The following is a 17,683-nucleotide window of genomic DNA, read 5'->3' on the forward strand; positions in this document are numbered from 1 at the left end:
GGTCAATCAAGTTGGGGGTCATACTCACCGAACGACGGCAACACTCTCACAGTCACGTTGTTTGATGACCGGGTGCGCTTGAGCGCAAGACGGAGCTTGCGTGATCTCACGCTGCCATCTGGGCACACGTCTCCTGCTGCCAGATCTGGAAGGCCTTGCGACGCGAACGGCGATACTGTTCGGCGGCCATCAGGTGCCGACGTGGATGGAAGTGGCCATAGATCATCGCGTGCGCCGAGAGGAACCGCTGTGCCTGTTCAGGTGACTTGAACCGCTGCATCTGTCGTTCTCGACGTCGCATCGGTCTGTGGGAGTTCTCAGCACGATTGTTCAGGTAGCGGCTGGTCCGATGCCGCACGCCGGGCAGGACCTCATGCTGCGCCACGCCGTAGCTGCGCAGCCCATCCGTGACGATCTTGCGCGGCTTGTACTTCAGGCCCATCAGCAGGCGTTTGAAGAAGCGTTTGGCAGCCGTGGCATTGCGCCGCTCCTGCACGAGAATGTCGAGCACGACACCGTGCTGGTCCACGGCGCGCCAGAGCTAGAAGAGCTCGCTGTTGATCTTCAGGTACACCTCATCCAGGTGCCAGGTGTCACCCGGCCTCGGCCGCCGCTTGCGCAGCTTGGCCGCGAACTCCGCGCCGAAGCGGAGGCACCAGCGCCTGATGCTCTCGTAGCTGACCACCACGCCCCGCTCGGCCAGGATCAGCTCGATGTCGCGCAGGCTCAGGCTGAACAGGTGATAGAGCCAGACAGCATGCGGTTGTGTTGCAAAGTTTGCGGCAAGTCGCAAATGGCCGCGACAGTCCCCAGATCAGGCGGCGACCTGGAACAGCTCGGCGATAAAGGTAGCTTGGGTCCGCATGTCGCGTCCGCCCACCTTTTGTACCTGCCCCTTCCTGATCATCGCCATTGCCTCGTAGCCTGCCAGTGTTCGTCGCGCCGTGTGGAAGCTGCCGAAGCCAAGCCCTGATCGGACCAGGCGTTTCACGCGCCGGCGGTCTTGTTCCACTATGTTATTGAGGTGCTTGCATTGTCGTAATCGAGAGAAGCGCCACAGCTCGCCGTTCTCCTTCATCTCTGTGACGGCGCAGGGGTAGGCCGGGCTCTTGTCCACGGTGATGGTGCGCGGGTTCACCGTATGCGGCTGCCCGAGAGCCTTGTGGAAGAAGCGCTTTGCAGCCTCCGCGTCGCGCTTGGCCGAGAGCAGGAAGTCGATCGTCTGGCCGCGGCTGTCGACCGCGCGATACAGGTACATCCAGCGGGTCTTCACCCGGCTGTAGGTCTCGTCCACCCTCCATGAGCCGTTGCTCACGCGCAGGTGCGGCCGGATCCGCTTCTCAATCTCCGGCGCGTAGGTCTGCACCCAGCGGAACACCGTAGTATGCGCCACCTCCACGCCGCGGTCGGCCAGCATCAGTTCGAGATCGCGGTAGCTCACCGGGAACATCAGGTACCAGCGGATCGCCCAGAGGATCACCTCTGCGGTGAACTGCCGGCCTTTGAAGGACTGATCCGACCTCACCAAGGCCACTCCCCACCGTCTCGCCATGCCCCGGTTTGTACCTGCTCAGGATGGTACCGCAAGGACGCAACAGAACCCGACACCAACGGCTGACGAGTACGGAAACTGCGACAGAGCCCAACGTCGGCCGCTGCGCATCGACTTCGGCGGTGCCGCCCGCATCCCCGGCGCCGCTCATCTCCGCTGTGACCGGGCACCTACCGGCGTCTATGCATCAACGTGGCACCCTGCTCTGAGGTTCGGAGTGCCCCAGAAGCCGCGTCCCAAACTGAACAGCTCAGGGATTCAGAACGACGAAAGGTTCGCCCTCAAATTCTAATGTCGGTCAGGTCGCTGATCTGCTGCCGCTGGGCCGCGCCACCTGCCCTCTCGTGCTCGGAGATGCCGTCGTAGGGAACCAGTTTCGAGAAGTCCAAGCCGGTGTCCTCCATCACGCTCGCCACCGAGATCTGGAAGGTTTTGTACTTACCGAACACATGTTCCAGTTGGCCGAGTTCCTCATCCTGGCTCACCTTATAGGCCGTTGCCGATGGGCGTCCGTCCTCGGTGACGATGGCCACGACCTTCCAAAAGGCCATGGGGATCAGCAAGCTGCGATACTCGATGTCGTCCTCACTGAAGTAGGGTCCCGTGAACACGCTGACCCGCATGCTGTCGCTTCGGGTGTGGTTCAGGATGTAATCCTCGAGCCCAAGCCAGGTGACCTGGTTGACGCCGGCCATTTGGGGACAGGAGTTCGTGAAGTGGAAAGTGTCTTCGTTCGCCTGCTTTGCCTCGGCGAGCGAGCCCCACACCGGATCCTCGCGTCGGACCATGTGCCCGCGATCCAGCTCGTTCTGGAAGTAGAGCTCGTCGCCGACCTGGCACTCCCGGGGGATGCGCCCGTCGAAGCTCCATGTCGAGATCCGAGGCAACTTGCGGGACTTCGAGCCGTCGATGTTGCACGCGGTGATCAGGGGCAGGCGCCTCGAGCGCGACATGACGCAGGAGAAGTGCCGGTACTTGAGCTCGACCCCGGAGCCGTCAGAGAGAGGCACCATGTCGTCCGCCCGGTCGCCGGTAAGCAGGGGCAGATCGATACTCCAATCTTCTAGGAAGTTTGCCTGGTAGCCGTCTCGGCCCGAGAGCTTCTGCGGCGACGAGGTCGGCTCGCGCCCGGGTCTCTCCAGGTCACCACTCGCGTCCCGCAAACGCCGCAGGCGGACCGCCTCGTCCTCGGGGTAGAGGTCGAGCGCGCTCATGGTGTCAAAGGTCGCCTTCCTGCCCAGGTCCACTTTGATCATGGCTTCCTCCCAAAGATCGTCAGGCTTCGAAGAAGCGGTCCTTACGCGATGATAGGAGATGCCCCATGCACTCGTCCCATCGTCCAAAGGCGATCCTAACCTCCCGCAGCCTCTCCGCGTGTGGGTTCAAATCACAGGCCTCGGCTAAAAGGCGTCCCAGGTTCCAAGACCGATCGACAGCCTCGACATAGGTTTGAAGGCCCACGATCGGGTCGTCCGCCAGCCGTTCCGCGAAGGCTTGGGGCCAAAGGTCGGTCCATTCACCTTCAAGGCACTTTGCGACGATCGGTGCAATTCCGGCAAGGGCGCCGCGATTTGGGAACGCATCGGCAAGCGCGTATCGCACGGGGTCTCGGAATTCGGGGCTCGGGCCGCGCTGGAGGCTTCGCCCGTCCTCCCTCCACATCTTCACCGCTCCGCTTTCCGCAATCGCCGACAGGTTGTCCCTACGCTTCGCCAGCGCGTCCACCTCCGCGAGCATGCGCGCTACCGTCCGACGCGATGAGGACTTGGTGCGCTCGATTGCCTCCGCGGCCTGACGGGCGAACCCCGCGGGGTCCCAGCCCCGCAGGAAGCCTGATGCGTCCCCAAGCCAGCCCGTGTCGAGGCAGAGGTCCGCTGGCCCGTAGGCGACGGCAGCCTCCTCGAACGGCAAGCCGACAAGTTTCGCAAGCGGGAGATGTCCTGGCTCCAGCGTCAAACCACGCTCGCCCCGCGTCGCCGCCCAAAGGAGCTGCTGGACCTTCTCCTGAGCGTCGGGGCCCAGCATGCCCATTGGAAACCTTAGGATGAGCACCACCGAGAGTTCGCGCAGGAGCCGTGCCCTCTCCGCCGACGGCGGCAGGTCTGCAGGCTGCAACGCGGCCAAGCGATCTTCGACCCAGGCATTGCTCGCATTCCCGGTGCTGATGAGGTCGAACGGGTAGCACCGGGCAAGAACCTCCCGCAGGGGGCGCCATTCAGCGCCAGGGGAGACCTCCTGCCCAGCCGCATCGTGAAGCAGCCGCCACGAGGCCGTTGCGAACAGCGTGCTGGTCTCCCAGCGCGGCAAGGTACGCGCGCGAACGCGTCCTCCCTCCAACTCGTCGCGCTCGGTCAGCAGGGCGAGGGCGTTCCGGAACGAGCGAGCGCGCACCAGTCTCTCGCCCACCGCCTCAAGCGCGCGCTCGCGGTAGCCATCCGGGAGCAGCCACACCTCTCCCGGCTGCACCGAGGCCGGTCTCCTCGCAAATTGGACCAGAGCGGATCCCCTCGGGGGGAGGTCGGCGAGATCGAGGTTGAAGGCCTCGGCCGCCTTCCGGATCACCGCGGGCGCCAGGTCCTCAATCCATGAGGTGTCCCCGTCCTCCCACCGCAACAGCATCAGCCGGTGATAGAAGGCCTCCGAACGGTCGCGCTCGTCCGAGGATGCCTCCAAGTAGACCACTGCGGCCCGGTGTATCCGCCGTGCCTCCTCCGGCGCTTCCGCGAGCATCGCGGGCAACATCGAGCGACGCAGGTCGCGGCGGTGCCAGACTGCCCCGTTGGGAGCGCGGTAGGCTAGCCAACCATGCGCGGCGAGACTCTGCAGAGCCGCCTCGGCCTCCTCGCGGGACAGGGGGGTGAGGCCGAGCGCTGGCACGAGCACGCTCCCGATCAGGTCCGGCGTCACGTAACGGAGGATCAACCCGGGGCTGGCGAGAGCGCGCGCGACCGGGTCGCGGAGCCGCAGCAGGACTCGCCGGGAGACAATGCCCGCGAAGAGGGACTTGCCGCGGCCCGACCCGCTTCGCACTTCCCTCTCCAGGGCATCGACGTCTGTCTCGGGATCCTCGAGCAGCAGGCGCCCGAGGAGCTTCAGCTCCAGGGGCCGCCGTGGCAGGACCTGCGAGCGTGCAAGGCGTCGGGCGACGGCTGGCGGAACTTGGAGGTTGCGCAACAGGCGTTCCGCGGCGGCTGGACGGAGTTCGCCCAGAATGACCGAGTGAGCGCAGACCCTGCCCAAACGGTCCACATCGGGATTCGAGGGAGAGAGGTCGTCGCCGTCATCAGCCTGTCCCGTGAGGCCCATGTTACGGCCCGATACGATGACCTTGAGTGGCAGCGGCGAGAGGAACTCGGCCAGTTCGTCGAGCCACGATAGGATCCGGCCGAGCGCGCGCTGGCGGGTAACCTCCTCGAAGGTGTCCAGGACAAGGAGAAACGGGCGTTCACGCCCAGCAGCGAGCAAGGCTTGTGCCATCTCGGCGATGAGGCTGCGCGTCGCACGTTCCTCGCTCGACACGCTGGCGGAATCCGATGACCTTTGGGGCTGGAAGGCCCTGAGCTCCCGGCGCCTGTCGCGTAGGCCCTGTGCGACCGACGGTTCCTGGTAACCTACTTGCCGGGTGATCTCCCGCTCGAGGAACGACGGGTCGCTGGCGTCGACCCCCGGGCGGTCGAAATCCAGGACAGCCAGCGTCGCCTGGCCGATGCGAGCTACTTCGACGACGACCTTCGCGAGCAGGGTCGACTTGCCGGCACCGCCGAGGCCTGTCAGCAGGAGCCCCTCCCAACGTGCAGCTGTGGGAACCGGGGGGGCCGTGATGAAGTCGACCAGCGCAGCCTCTTCAGCGCCACGGCCGAGCACCCCGTCCTGCGTTAGCAGGCGATGTTCGCGCAGGAAGCTCGCCTGGCCCGACGCCTGTTGGACCGCTTGCGGGTCGGGAGTCGGCAGTCCGGCAAGCCGCACCGCCTCTATGGCGGATGCCAAAGCCAGTAGCCAGCGCTCCTGATCATCTGCGGAGGTCAGCTGCCGGCGATGCAGCGAAACGGCCTTGCCGTGTCTGAGAATCTCCCGCAGGGCTTCCCCGAATAGATCGGTGGCCGGGAGTTCCCGCGCGAGCGCGTGGGGAAGTCCCGGGTGCGATGCGAGACGCCGGAGGACGAGCGTCCGCCTGTCCTTGAGTAGGAGCCAACGCAGGCCGGTCTCGGTTCCCTCCACGTCGCAACCCTGAGCCAGAGAGGACAGCACGCGGCGCTTGAGGATCTCGGGCTCCGTCGCGCCGAACAGGTCGTCCGGGTCGAAGCGGCCTGTCATCGCCGCGACCGCCTCCACATCCACAAGGCGGGCGGCCACGTCGGCGTCGCTCGGCACGTGCTCCTGATGAGCCGGATCCGCATCAGCCGCCTGAACCAAGTAGGTCACCTCCTCGGATAGCTTCCCGGAGTCGAAAGCCAGCGTGTCGGAAGGCCCGAGCTCAACGGCGGACTCCCCGCGCGCGGGGTCCCGTACGGACGGTGTTGCCAGGCGCTGCTCAGCTAGCTGTTGCAAGCGCCCCCGGAAGGCGGCGGCGAAGCGCAGCAGACCCGGCGACGGCTCAGGCATTCGGCGGCCCCTGATCTCTCCCATCAACGACTTCGAGGTAGGCGGCACCGAGCTCGGCGACCTCCTCGGCAAAGGCGACGAGGGTTCGTGAAAGGTTCTCCGACCGCCTCGCGCCGTAGCGGCTAAACAGGTGGCGGCTCAGGGCAATGATCGTGAACTCGTCCATGCCGAGTTCCGCAGCAGCATTGAGCCGCCTGAGAAAGGTGGCGACGTCCCCCTCGTTGATGAGCGGTGCCCCGGATCCCGGAGCTGAAGTCGTGTAGACCTCGACAACCTCTCGTAGGCCTACCGGGAGGTTGCCCCGGAACCCGTCCAGCACGATCCTCAACCAATCAACGGAAAGGGTCTGCTCGTAGATGAGCAGGAGGAGGTCCCTTGCGTCGAGGCCCTGCACCTCGAACGCGTTCAGGTCGGTGAGCGACAGCCAGACGAGACGTCCGGCGCGCCTGGCGTCCAGCCCCTCCACAATCCTCCGAACCACCTCGTCACGCCGCCATGCACTCGCAGTGGAGTCAAAGAGATTAGCGCCGCTCAGGAGGCCCGCCTCCGCGCCCATGCCCTGGTTCCCCGCACCAACCTCGACGACGCCTGCCGCATTTAGAATTGTGCTTGCGAGGGAGAGGGCGCTTTGCTTGCCGACCGCCTCAGCCGACAGCGTCAACTTGAGGTGCTGGCGGTCGGCCAGCATGGCCCCGAGGACGCGGACCATGAACGTCTTCCCAGTGCCCGGGCTTCCCTCTAGGACAATGATGCGGGGTCTGCCCCTAAGGGCGGCCCGCCACACGACCCCTTGGAAGTTCTCGTGGCCCAGCACAGGGGCGTGGTTGTTCGCCGGTCCGAGCTCCCAGGTCGGAACCTCGTCATGGGCGGGTGTGGGGAGACCGCCATGCTTCTTGATATCTTCCAAAATCGCAACGAGTGGTACGCCGCGGTTCAGGGCCGGGCTATCCGCGCCTGGCGCCGGACGCTGCCAGGTTCCCTGGTGCAGGCCGAACAGCGAGAACGAGCCATCGAAGCATGGACCGCCGGATGAACCTGAGAGCGCGTTCGCCCTGTGGATGAAGCGGAGGAGCGATGTTGCCGGGTCGATGCCGTAGTCGCAAGGGCGGGCCACGACGTTCTGGTCCACCCGCATCGGCTGTCCCGCCGGGTGCTGAAACACAATGATGCGGTCGTCGGGCGCCGGAACAACGGCCCTCGCGTCCAGCGCAGCCCATCGCCTCTCCATGCCAGGTGCGGACTTCACGCGAATGAGGCAGTAGTCCCAGTAGCCGTCCAGGTCCGGCTTGTTGGCTGGCAACCTCTGGGCCAGTTCCTCCTCGTGGCACTCGGAATGGGCCACATACCAATCAGCGGCTGGCTCGACTTGGACCGTCCGGAACGGGCGCAGGTTCTTGCCGCGCCGCACCCGCGCAAGAAACTCATCGAACTGGAAGCGGAGTCTCTCGCGTCCGGCCGCGAGATCGGGACGGTAGACCACGTGGCCGCTCGCATCTAACTCGGGCTGGAACAATGACTTGACGACATGCCACGCCGTGAGAACGAGGTTTGGCCCGACGAGCACGCCGGTTCCCGTGGAGTTGCCCGTGGTGACCTTGGCCGTCCAGCGGATCCCGTCGGCCACACCGCGCAGGATGACGTGGGGGTGCTGGAAGGCGCTGACCGAGTTCACCATAGCCTGGAGCTCAGCGTCGCCCTGGCCCGCACGGAGTCGCACGAGGTGGTCCATGATGCGCCCGTCCTCTAAGCCGGACGAGACCACCAGATCCAGGAGGTTCTCTAGCCAACCGTTCTTTTGGGCAGACAGGACCGCGATAAGAAAGGCGTTACGGTCGTTCGCGTCACGGCCCACGGCCTCGAAGGCCTCGCGTCTTTCGGCTGGTATGTCCGCCTGGGCCTGCAGGAACAGGCGCGCGAACTCCGCGCGCGACGTCTTGAGCGCGGCGACGATCTCCGACGTCGTGAGCACGTCAGGTTTCCGCCTTCGGCCCGGGTTCCTCCGCGCCGACGCGGCGATCGATTAGGTCGACATTCAGCGACGTCAGGCACTCACGAAGGGTCTGGCCGCCCGCCTCAGCTCGCATATCGAGCGTTGCCCCGAGCACATGGGCCCAATTCTCGCGCGGTGGGCGGGATTTGCCTCCGTAGTGCAAGGCAGCCGCGGCGGTCTCCCGGCCAGCAACCACGAGCACCGACCCGGAGTTGCCGCCCAAGGTCGTGACGTCATGAGCCATGGTCCACGCTGGCACCTCGACGAGGCTCTTCGCAGCTGCCCCGGGCGCCAGGCGCTTGCAGCCGAACGTGCCTTGAAAGAGCTTCTCGATAAGCGTCGGGGTGAAACGGCCAAACGGCGGTGGCGCCGGGTAGCCCGCCACGAAGACGTAAGTGCCTTCCTGCGCCCAGTCAGAAGACAGATCCACCGACAGGAGGGTCTCGGGCACATCGTCATCGGTTAACGATGCCTCCAACTCGATGAGGGCGAGGTCCAGCTTTCGGTGATCGACGGGCTTCTCGAACTCGATCGCTTCGGGCCCGCAGAACACGACGCGTTTGAGTGCCCGTCGCGGGTGACGTTTGCTGGAGCGAAACTCGTGACCGAAGTCGATGCAGGCGCCGGAACGGAATGACCAGCCCTCTGGCAAGTTGTCCGCCACCGACTGAAGGACGTGCCGGTTAGTGAGAACGAAGTTGCGCTGGACAAGGAAGCCTGTTCCCTCGAAACCTTCCGGTGTCCCCGGCAGGTTGATCCGGCCCACGCACGCGAGCGTCTGCCGCAGTGCCGGGCGGCTCGCCTCAATTACATCGGCCCAGCCGCCTACCGGACTGGTTGTCAGGTCAACGTCGCCATTTCGGACCATAAAGCTCGGGCGCGAGCCGTCCAGACGAACTATCGTCTCCAGGTCGGCGAGGAGGGCACCGTCGGCGCTGAACGCCTCAGCGTCATCCCCGGCTAGGCGTCTCAGCGCCTCGTCGCCGCCTCGCGTGATCTCGTCAACGATGTCGAGCAGAGCTTGGTCACCGCCCAGGTGCTGCTCGACGACTTTCCTTAACTGCTCCCGAGCAACGTCGAGCCGGTTTTTAATCCCGGCGTCGCTGAGGTCGGCTTCTGCACCCCCGCTGTTCTCAAGGGCCGCCGCGGCCGCGTCCGTCGAGGGGATGGGATTGCCCGTGCGAAGCGCCCGACGGAAGCCCGAAAGAGCTTCCGGGATCTTCTGTCGCGCCGCAGCGGACCGAGCCTTGCCAGCGCTTGATACCATTGCCTGTCCTCGATCTTGACCTTTACGAGAATGTCCGCCGCTGTCGCAGGGCGTCAGTTACGGCGACCGGCGAGAAGGCGCAGGGGAGCATACCCGGAGCGTGTGGAAGCCAGACAAGAATTCCCTCTTTCGAGGCGCCAAGAGGGGCGCCGCAGCGGACCTCGACTGTGCTTGCTGGATTTGCCGCTCGAGGCTGGCACCGGGCAGGCGCTGCAGAGCTTGGAGAAGGCAGCTTCGGAGTGGATCTGCTCCGGCACGTCGCCGACGATAATGGTGACAAGCAATGCGCCGAACTGCAGCAGTTTCGTCTCGCGGCTCACCGGATCTGTCGTCTTCGGCGCCGATGGCATAGCACGTTCTTGCCTAGGCATGCGGATTGCCCTTCAGGCTTAGCTGCCTCTAGCCACTGGTTGAGTTACGATGCTCCAGGCCTGACATTTTGTCGCGCCGGTCCTTCATGTCTGCTTTGCTGAGACTATGAGCTGAAACCATACCGCGACTGCGGCACAAGCGCACGATAGCGCCTGCTCGCCGGCAGTTGGGTCGGCGCGACGTCACGTTGCCCACGCGAGCCCGCCGATGTCCGCGAGTTCCTGTCGCAGTGTTGCCAGTACATGGGCGTAGTTCTCAACACGCGGCTGGCCGCCGAAATGCAGGCCCACCACCCGCTCCCCGTTATGCTGGAAATCCACGACGCACGAGCCCGAGTTGCCGCCGAGCGTGCTGGAATCATGGGTCATGATCCACTTGCGGGCATCGCCGGCGACCTGGCCCGGCCCAGCCTCGACGAGGCCCGGCGCCCAACGCTTACTGCCGAAGCGGTTGCGATAAAGCCGCTCCAGCACCTCCGCATACTCGTGCCCGGCTGCTGGCGGCCCCTCACCGGGTGAAGGCTCGGCCACCAGAGGCTTGGCCGGGAAGCCCACTACATAGATGGGTGGCTGCACCGCGCCGACCGTCACCCGTGCGGGATTGGGCTCCAGCGAGAGCGGCTTGGGGAAGTCCGCGTCGCCCTCCAGCCGCAGCACGGCGTAGTCGGCGCGGGCAAAATTGACGCGCCTGTTGATCGGCTCCGCCCCGAAAGCGTGGACCTCCACCACCTTGAAGCGGCACTCCGCGTCGCGCTCGTACTCCCCAGCGAAATCCACCTCGGCGTCGCGCGTCCAGGTCCAGCGGCTCTGGTTGTAGCGCGCCAGCTCCTCCAGCACGTGCCGGTTGGTCAGCACGAGCCCTGGCGCGATCGCGAAGGCTGTGCCGATGCGCCTTGGCTTGCCGCGCTCATCGAGGAAGGCCGGCAACTGCACCGCGCCGACCGCCGCCGCGACCCGCTCGATGCCAGACCGGAATTGCGCCGCCGCACCCTGCCAGCGCGCGGCGAGGCTCTCGCGCAGGGCCGGAGCTTCCAGGTCGATCGTGCCGTCCTGCACGAAGAGGACAGGGCGGCTGCCGTCGGCTTCGATGACCGCCTCCAGCCCGAAGATCTCGGAGGTTGAGAGTTCCGCGCCCTCCCCCTCGCCGTCCAGCTTGCGGAAGCCCTCCTCCGCGTCCCGGATGATGCGGTCAACCTCCTCCTCGCGGACCTCCGGGTCGTTCGCGGCCAGACGCTTCAGCAAAGCCTTCGCCGCCTCCAGCCGTTCGCGGCTGTCGGGCACGCCGATGATGTTGCCTTCGAGGGTGGCGCTCTCAAGCCCGCCGGCGCCGACCGGCGCCGACAGGCGCCGGAGCAGCTTGGCGGCCGATGGCTCGCCCGGCCCTGCCAATGTCCCGTCCATCCTTCTTCTCTCCCCTCAACTCCGCCCGGCCGCGCGACGCGCCAGCACCGTGGCGACGAGCATCGCATGCGCCTCACCGGCCAGCTCCGCGTGTGCCGCAAGGTGCTGCACCAGGCCCGAGGCGTCGCCGGTCGCCAGCTCCGCCGCGTTTGCATCACGCGCGGCGGCCACGACCTGTTCGCCGCGCGCCTGGAGGTTCGGGAAGGTCCCCTCCACGCTCGACGGGAAGATGAATGGCAAGGCATCCGCGAGCTTGTCGCCGGCCGCCGCCAGCATCGCGCGCCGGCCAATCTCCCGCAGCAGCACCTCCTCTCCAAAGGTGTCGAGCGGCGTCGCCGGCTCGGTGGAGAGCTCCACCGCCGCCTCGATGGCGCCGCCGAAGGCCGGCACGGGCGTGCCCGTCGCCTCGGCGATGGCGGCCGCGAAGCGCTCGGCGACGACGCGGTAACCCTGGTCGTCGGGATGCAGCTCGTCGTGCCAGCTCCTCTGCCCGACGGCGCCGCGCGTGTCGATTACGTGCATGTGCGGGAAGGTGGCGGCCAAGCTGCGCAACCCGGTGTCGAAGCGGTCCACGATCGCGCGCACGATGCCGCGCTGCAGCACCGGATCCTCGATGCCGAGCGCGCGCATCGGCTGGCCGAGCCAGCGCCCCCCCGCGGGGATGGCGTAGTCGTAGACATGGGTTAATACGGGCGTCTCCGGCGCCACCTGGCGAATGCGGGAGAGCAGCTGCTCATAGTCGTCGAGCACCGACCGCAAATTGGCCTCGAAGGCCTCACCGAGATAGGCGGCGGGGGGCAGGCCGGCCTCGAAGCGCTGCAGCGCCCGCGCAAGGTTGCTGGCCCCGAGCAGGTCGTTGCCGCCGCCGCTCAGCAGCACGGCGTCCGGCCGCTCCGCCGCAACCGCGGTGATCAGCTCGCCCTGCCTGACCATGTCGGCCACGAGGTCGCCCGCCGCGTCGAGCGACAGGATGGCATAGGGCTCGGCGAGCCAATCGATCACGTCGGTCAGCAGCAGGGGATACTGGAACCAGCTGTCGCCCTCGGAGACCAGCCGAAGCCCGGTCCAGTTCTGCACCTTGGCGCGATAGCGCTTCTGGCGGCGCCAGCGCGACAGTCCGTTGAGCGAGGAAAGCGCGACCGCGGCCTCGGTTTCCGGCGCCTCAACCAGCGCTGGGTTGCCGCGGACCACAGGACGGAAGGGAGCGGCCTCGGCTACGTCGTCCATCAGGTAAGGGCGAATCGCCTCGTCCGGCGTGTCCGGATCCAGCAGCATCTGCTCCAACTCGGCCGCGTCGATCGGCGGAGGCATGCGTGCCATGTCGATTCCCCTGTCCCGCCGCCGCTCAGCGCGGTGCGAGCGTTGCTTCCTTGATAAAGGCAAACGAGTTTTCCGCGAGCCGCTGCTGCAGCGGCTCCTCAATCACCGCGAGCAGCGCGTTGTTGGCGGTGAGCGTGGTGGTCACGCTCTCGAACTCTGCCGCGGCGTCGGTCATTCGAAAGAACAGCACGTTCGTTTCGCTAGAATCTACGGTAAGGCGCGCGGTGACGTGGCGGACCACGCTTTCCACTTGGCTGGAGCTGACTGCGGCGAAGTGCATCTCGCGCGACTCGAAGTGACGCGACTCCTGGTCGAAGAGGGTGATCCAGGGCCGGTCCTTGTCGACCTCCTTGAGGTTCTCAAGAAGGGCGAGCATCACCGGGCCTACCCCCGCTCCGCCGAGGGCGATGGTAAGGAAGGGGATGATGGCTTTGTGGACGAACAGGCCGCGCTTGCGGAAGCGGTTCCGCGTCATCGCCGTCTGCGACGACCTGAAGCCAAGCTTCTCAAGGTTGTTACGGTAGGCAGCGAACCAGTCATCCTCGTCGCTGCCGGGCGCCATCGCGGCGGTGGCCGCGCGGCTTGCGAACAGCATGGCGAGCGAGACCCCGCCGCGGACCTCGGCGGAGGCCGCAGAGTAGTCGATCAGCGTGTTGCTGCTGACAATGCCGTCCGGCAGCTTGTCGAGGTTGAGCGCGGGCCCTTCGAGCGCCGCCTCGGGCCGGCCGACAGGCTCGGGTATCTGTGCATTTTCCACAAAGCGCAAGGCAGTGTGCTTGTGCATGCGGGCGGTCTTTCCAACTTCGCCATGGGCGTAGGCCAAGGTTCTTAGGGTCGTCGCCCGCCCGGCCGGAACGGGGGCGCTCCACCCGCTTCTCGCGCTTGGCGTTGATTGACTTTGCACGGCTCTAGTGCCCGTGATCAAACCAAAGCCGCCATCAAGGCGCCCGTTCGCGCTGATATTCTAGTGTCCGCATTTACTCATGATAACGTTTTTATCAGCTCCTTGCCTGTCGAGCACGTCCGGCACCCGTCACAGCGCAGGCACCTTCGTTTGGTACACCCTGTCCCGGTGAGGCAGCACCAGCAACCGCAGGCAAGCCCGCAGCAGCTCTCCGCCGCGTCCGCTAGCGGCGGTGCGCCGGCCGCGTGACCGTCTCACAAACCGCGTCGGCGGCAGCCGCATCGTTCTTCTGGCTTTTCACATACGGCTTCACGAACTGCTGTGACATGAGCCGTACTTGGTGGCCCAGCTTAAGCAACACCCGACCCCAGTAGCGCGCGGTGTGGCAGGCCTCCATGCCCACAAGCGCCGGCGGCAACCCAGCGAAGAAAGCAATGACCTCACTTCGACGCAGTCGCGCCGCAGGACTACTTGCCTCGCGGCATCTACCCCGTGCGCCTGGAAAACATGCTTAGCCAGATCCAGTCCGATAGCCTTGACTGCTATCCTCACCTCCTCTCCTGGTCGCGTCCTCGACCGGAGGATCAGTTAGAAAAGCGAGGCCGTCCATTCCATCATGACCGCACCCGTGCTCTCAATGCCAGCGTTGCAGATGCGCCTTGACCCGCAGGAGGCATCCACACCTGCGATAAGACCCGCGCCCCGCAAGTTAGCCGCTGGCGATGTGTGGGGCGGCGCTGCGGGCCTGGGCGAAGGTAGCGAGGTGCTGAAGCGGCAAAGGAATGGCATCCCCTGCGTCCCGGAGCGACTCCCTTGCAAGCCCTTCCGAGTTGCGTCCTATCATTCTTCGCGACTAGCTGGGTTGAGATACAAATGAGACCGGAGGCGACACGATGTCTTGGGCGCTTATCATTATGATATATGTTACAATATCGATTGGTCAGAGCGGCTCCCGCACTGATGGCGGCCCGGCTATGACAACTATACCTGGTTTTACCTCGGAGGAGGCGTGCACACAGGCCGGTGACAGGTTCAAGTCTCGCAATTCTGGCCTGAGTTCTTTTTACACCTGCTTGCGGGTTCAGTGACACCGCCCCTCTTTGATGTTGGAAGCGCAAGGTAGTGACAAGACGAGTAGAACCTAACGCTCGCTCTCACCTGCGGTAAGCCGGGATATTACCGCATGCTAGAAGCCGCCGATGTTTGCCCTACAGGTGGAGCAAGCCTCGCTTTATCGCATCGTTGACGGCTCGCCGCCCCCGGTTGACATAATGCTGGGGTGACCCACACGCAGGTCCCCGATCTCTCTGCCCGGCAACTTCTGGCTGTCCTGATTGTCGCGGAGCAGGGCAGCTTCGTCGCCGCCGCGGCCGTGCTGAAGTGCTCGCAGCCCGGGCTGACGCGAACCATACGCCGGGTCGAAGACGTGCTCGGCGCCGCGCTGTTCGAGCGCACGACCCGGCGGGTGCGCCTGACTCAGGCCGGCCGCGAGTTCCTGCCGATAGCCGAGCGTTTGCTCCACGAGATCCGTATGGCCGCCCGCAACATCCGCGAGATTGCTGCCGAGAGTCGCGGCCGGGTGGTGCTCGCGTGCATCATGTCGGCCGCAGCCGGCCCGCTACCTGCGATCTTGGCAGCTTGGTCGGCCGCCCGGCCGAGCGTCGAGATCCACTTGCGTGAGGGCGTGCACGGCGCGGTCCTCGCCGAGATCCACGGCGGGGTCGCGGATTTCGGCCTCACCTACGTGGACGATCTGCCGGACGATGTGTCCGCCCAGCCGCTCGGGCGCGAGCATTTCGTCGTCGTCGCCCCGCCCGGCCACGCCTTGGTGGGACGCGACGACGCCGTCTCGCTCGCCGACCTCGCGGGCGAGCGGCTCGTGTCCTTCCCGCCAGAGTCCCGCACGCGTCGGATGCTTGATGCGGCGGCGGCCGAAGTGGGGCTGGCCTTCCAACACGTGCTCACCGTGACCCAGTTCGCCAGCATGCTGCGGCTGGTGCGGGCCGGCGCAGGGCTCGCCATCGTCCCTGCCGGCGCAGTGAACGGGCCAAGCGGCGAGGGTTTGGCGCGGCTGTCGCTTGCGCCGCCCGGGCTGAGCCGGCGCATCGGCCTTGTCACGCAGCGCGGGCGAGACCTTGGGCCGGCTGCTGCCGGCCTCCTCGCCACCCTTGCAGAGACCTGGCCGGCCGGGGTTATTGATGCGTAGATTGGAATAATGATCGGAAAGCTAATTATATTGGCATAGATGAGGCTGGCCAGCATTCTACCGGGCAGAAGGACCGGAGGAACGCATGGCCACCACTCTGGAGATCACGGGCCACCACGCCGTGGCGCCGGGCACCAACCTGGTCGAGTATTATTACGAGCGTGGCTGGACCGACGGCCTGCCTGTGGTGCCGCCCACGCCGGAGGCGGTCGTCGCCTTCGTCGATGCCCTAGGCGGCGACCCGGATGCCGTCGAGGGCAAGGTAGCGCCGCGCTGGGGCGTGCTCACCCGAGAAATCCTGGCGATCAACGCTGTTATGGCCGGCTGCCTGCCGTCCTATGCCCCGGTGCTGCGGGCGGCGTTGGCCGCCCTGATGGATCAAGCCTTCAACCTGAACGGCGTGCAGGCGACGACGCACATGGCGGCGCCCCTGGTCATTGTGAACGGCCCGATCGCACGCGCCATCGGCATGAATGGCGGCGCAAATGCCTTCGGGCCGGGCAACCGCGCCAATGCGACGATCGGCCGGGCCATCCGCTTGGTGCTGCTGAATGTCGGCGGCGCGCATCCACCCGACCTTGACAAGTGCACGCTCGGAAATCCCGCGAAGTACAGCTACGCGGTCTGCGAGAATGAGGCGCAGAGCCCCTTCGCCCCCTACCATGTCGAGCAGGGCTGGAAGCCCGATGACAGCACAGTCTTCGCCATGGCCGCCGAGGCGCCGCACAGCGTCACCGACCACCAGTGCAACGACCCCGAGGGGATCCTCGACACCATCTGCTCGGCCATGAGCACCATCGCCTCGAACAACGCTGTGCTGTCCGGGCATTGCGCCGTGGCGCTCGGCCTCGAGCATGCGCGGACCATCGCCCGGCACGGCTGGACCCGCCGCGACATCCGTCACTATCTCTGGATGCACAGCGGTAACGCCTTCCGGCTGATCAGCCGCGACCATCGCTATGGCCAAGTTTACAACCGCAACCTGCCCAAGTGGTACCGGCGCGACCCGAACAGCCAGATCCCCATCGTGCCGAGCCCGGACAACATCCACCTCTTTGTCCTTGGCGGCGATGCCGGCCGGTTCTCCGCTTTCATCCCCGGCTGGGGACACATGAACACGCCGGTGATGAGGCCGGTCTCCGCCGAGGCGGCCGCACCCGAGGGGTCGGACTGCGCCGGCGACGTCTGCGCGATCTAAGGGAGGCTCGACCGATGCTGCAAAGAGTGGACGACACCCGCATCTTCGCCTTCGACCCGCGCGGGCGGGTCGAGAGCACCGAGACGCCGCTGGCTCCGCGGCCCGTCGCACTGGCGGGGCTGCGCCTCGGCATCCTCGACAACAGCAAGTGGAACGCCAACAAGCTGCTGCGCGGCGCTGCCGAGGCGCTGTCTGGCGAGGTCGCTTTCGCCGCGGTGAACTACTACGTCAAGCACAGTTTCTCGAAGGATGCCGCACCCGAGCTGCTCGCCCGGATCGCCGCCGAGTGCGACATCGTGCTGACTGCGATCGGCGATTGCGGGTCCTGCTGCTCCTGCTGCGTGCGGGACTCGATCGCGTTGGAGCGGCTCGGCCGGCCGGCTGCCTGCATCATCACGACGGAGTTCGTGAAGGAGACCCAGCTCACGCGCGTGGCGCTCGGCATGCCCAGGCTGCGGCCGGTCGTGATCGACCATCCGGTGAGCTCGATCACGGCGGAGGAGGTTGCCGTGCGGGTCGGACAGATCGTGCAACAGGCGCAGGTGGTCTGGGCCGCGTGAGGCTGCGGAATGGCCAGCTCGACCCGGCATCCGCCGCGCCGATTGAGGCGGCTGAGGATGCCGGCATCCGATGGCGAGTCGCATCCAGCTTCTCTCGCCAGGGCCTCATGCGGACCCTCGGCGCCGTGCTGGGCCGCGTTGCTCCGGGCGACGTCGAGATCTGTCTTGACGACGGAGTTCAAGATTAACTTCCTGGCCCCCGCAGCGGGCGAGCGGATCTCAGGACGGGGCCGGGTGGTGGCGCCCGCACACGGGATGGCATTGTCACATTGTTCGACGACCGGGCGCGTTTGACCGCAAGACGGAGCTTGC

12 protein-coding genes and 2 pseudogenes are annotated in these 17,683 nt (G+C 66.1%); 4 read left to right on the top strand and 10 right to left on the bottom strand.

What is annotated here, in order from left to right:
• Positions 1 to 106: 106 nt before the first annotated feature.
• From AC5JJ6_RS16090 to AC5JJ6_RS16135, 10 genes and pseudogenes are all read right to left on the bottom strand, one after another.
• Positions 107 to 793, bottom strand: a pseudogene (locus tag AC5JJ6_RS16090) (IS6 family transposase).
• Between the two features lie 21 nt (positions 794 to 814).
• Positions 815 to 1,525 (bottom strand): IS6 family transposase, encoded by a 711-nt coding sequence (locus tag AC5JJ6_RS16095; RefSeq protein WP_496043027.1) that lies wholly within the window; start codon positions 1,523 to 1,525, stop codon positions 815 to 817.
• 308 nt (positions 1,526 to 1,833) lie between these two features.
• On the bottom strand, positions 1,834 to 2,808 hold the full coding sequence (locus tag AC5JJ6_RS16100) for a DNA/RNA non-specific endonuclease (protein ID WP_496043028.1): 975 nt from the start codon (positions 2,806 to 2,808) through the stop codon (positions 1,834 to 1,836).
• Positions 2,809 to 2,827: 19 nt separating this feature from the next.
• Positions 2,828 to 6,154, bottom strand: coding sequence for a P-loop domain-containing protein (locus tag AC5JJ6_RS16105; protein ID WP_496043029.1), 3,327 nt, complete (start codon positions 6,152 to 6,154; stop codon positions 2,828 to 2,830).
• Positions 6,147 to 8,123, bottom strand: a complete 1,977-nt coding sequence (locus AC5JJ6_RS16110; protein ID WP_496043030.1) for a trypsin-like serine peptidase — start codon at positions 8,121 to 8,123, stop codon at positions 6,147 to 6,149. Before AC5JJ6_RS16110 ends, AC5JJ6_RS16105 begins: the two co-directional genes overlap by 8 nt.
• Before the next feature lies 1 nt (position 8,124).
• Positions 8,125 to 9,411 carry a trypsin-like serine peptidase gene (locus tag AC5JJ6_RS16115; RefSeq protein WP_496043031.1) on the bottom strand — a complete coding sequence of 429 codons (1,287 nt, stop codon included), beginning with the start codon at positions 9,409 to 9,411 and terminating at the stop codon, positions 8,125 to 8,127.
• A gap of 554 nt (positions 9,412 to 9,965) precedes the next feature.
• Positions 9,966 to 11,183, bottom strand: a complete 1,218-nt coding sequence (locus AC5JJ6_RS16120; protein ID WP_496043032.1) for a trypsin-like serine peptidase — start codon at positions 11,181 to 11,183, stop codon at positions 9,966 to 9,968.
• A gap of 15 nt (positions 11,184 to 11,198) precedes the next feature.
• The gene (locus tag AC5JJ6_RS16125) at positions 11,199 to 12,503 is read right to left on the bottom strand and encodes an SGNH/GDSL hydrolase family protein (protein ID WP_496043033.1); all 1,305 of its coding nucleotides are present in this window, start codon (positions 12,501 to 12,503) and stop codon (positions 11,199 to 11,201) included.
• 25 nt (positions 12,504 to 12,528) lie between these two features.
• Complete coding sequence (locus tag AC5JJ6_RS16130; RefSeq protein ID WP_496043034.1) at positions 12,529 to 13,287, bottom strand: hypothetical protein; 759 nt, start codon at positions 13,285 to 13,287, stop codon at positions 12,529 to 12,531.
• A gap of 349 nt (positions 13,288 to 13,636) precedes the next feature.
• Positions 13,637 to 13,953, bottom strand: a pseudogene (locus tag AC5JJ6_RS16135) (IS110 family transposase); the annotation flags it as partial.
• 733 nt (positions 13,954 to 14,686) lie between these two features.
• On the opposite strand from AC5JJ6_RS16135, the gene AC5JJ6_RS16140 reads away from it, so the two are divergent.
• The 4 genes from AC5JJ6_RS16140 (at position 14,687) to AC5JJ6_RS16155 (ending at position 17,559) form a co-directional block, all read left to right on the top strand.
• On the top strand, positions 14,687 to 15,613 hold the full coding sequence (locus tag AC5JJ6_RS16140) for a LysR family transcriptional regulator (RefSeq protein ID WP_496043035.1): 927 nt from the start codon (positions 14,687 to 14,689) through the stop codon (positions 15,611 to 15,613).
• 85 nt (positions 15,614 to 15,698) lie between these two features.
• Complete coding sequence (locus AC5JJ6_RS16145) at positions 15,699 to 16,811, top strand: hypothetical protein (RefSeq protein ID WP_043342391.1); 1,113 nt, start codon at positions 15,699 to 15,701, stop codon at positions 16,809 to 16,811.
• A gap of 14 nt (positions 16,812 to 16,825) precedes the next feature.
• Positions 16,826 to 17,371 (top strand): UGSC family (seleno)protein, encoded by a 546-nt coding sequence (locus AC5JJ6_RS16150; RefSeq protein ID WP_496043036.1) that lies wholly within the window; start codon positions 16,826 to 16,828, stop codon positions 17,369 to 17,371.
• Positions 17,368 to 17,559, top strand: a complete 192-nt coding sequence (locus AC5JJ6_RS16155) for a hypothetical protein (protein ID WP_496043037.1) — start codon at positions 17,368 to 17,370, stop codon at positions 17,557 to 17,559. The genes AC5JJ6_RS16150 and AC5JJ6_RS16155 overlap by 4 nt, the downstream gene beginning before the upstream one ends.
• Positions 17,560 to 17,683 lie beyond the last annotated feature (124 nt).

It is taken from the genome of Skermanella sp., assembly GCF_059503625.1.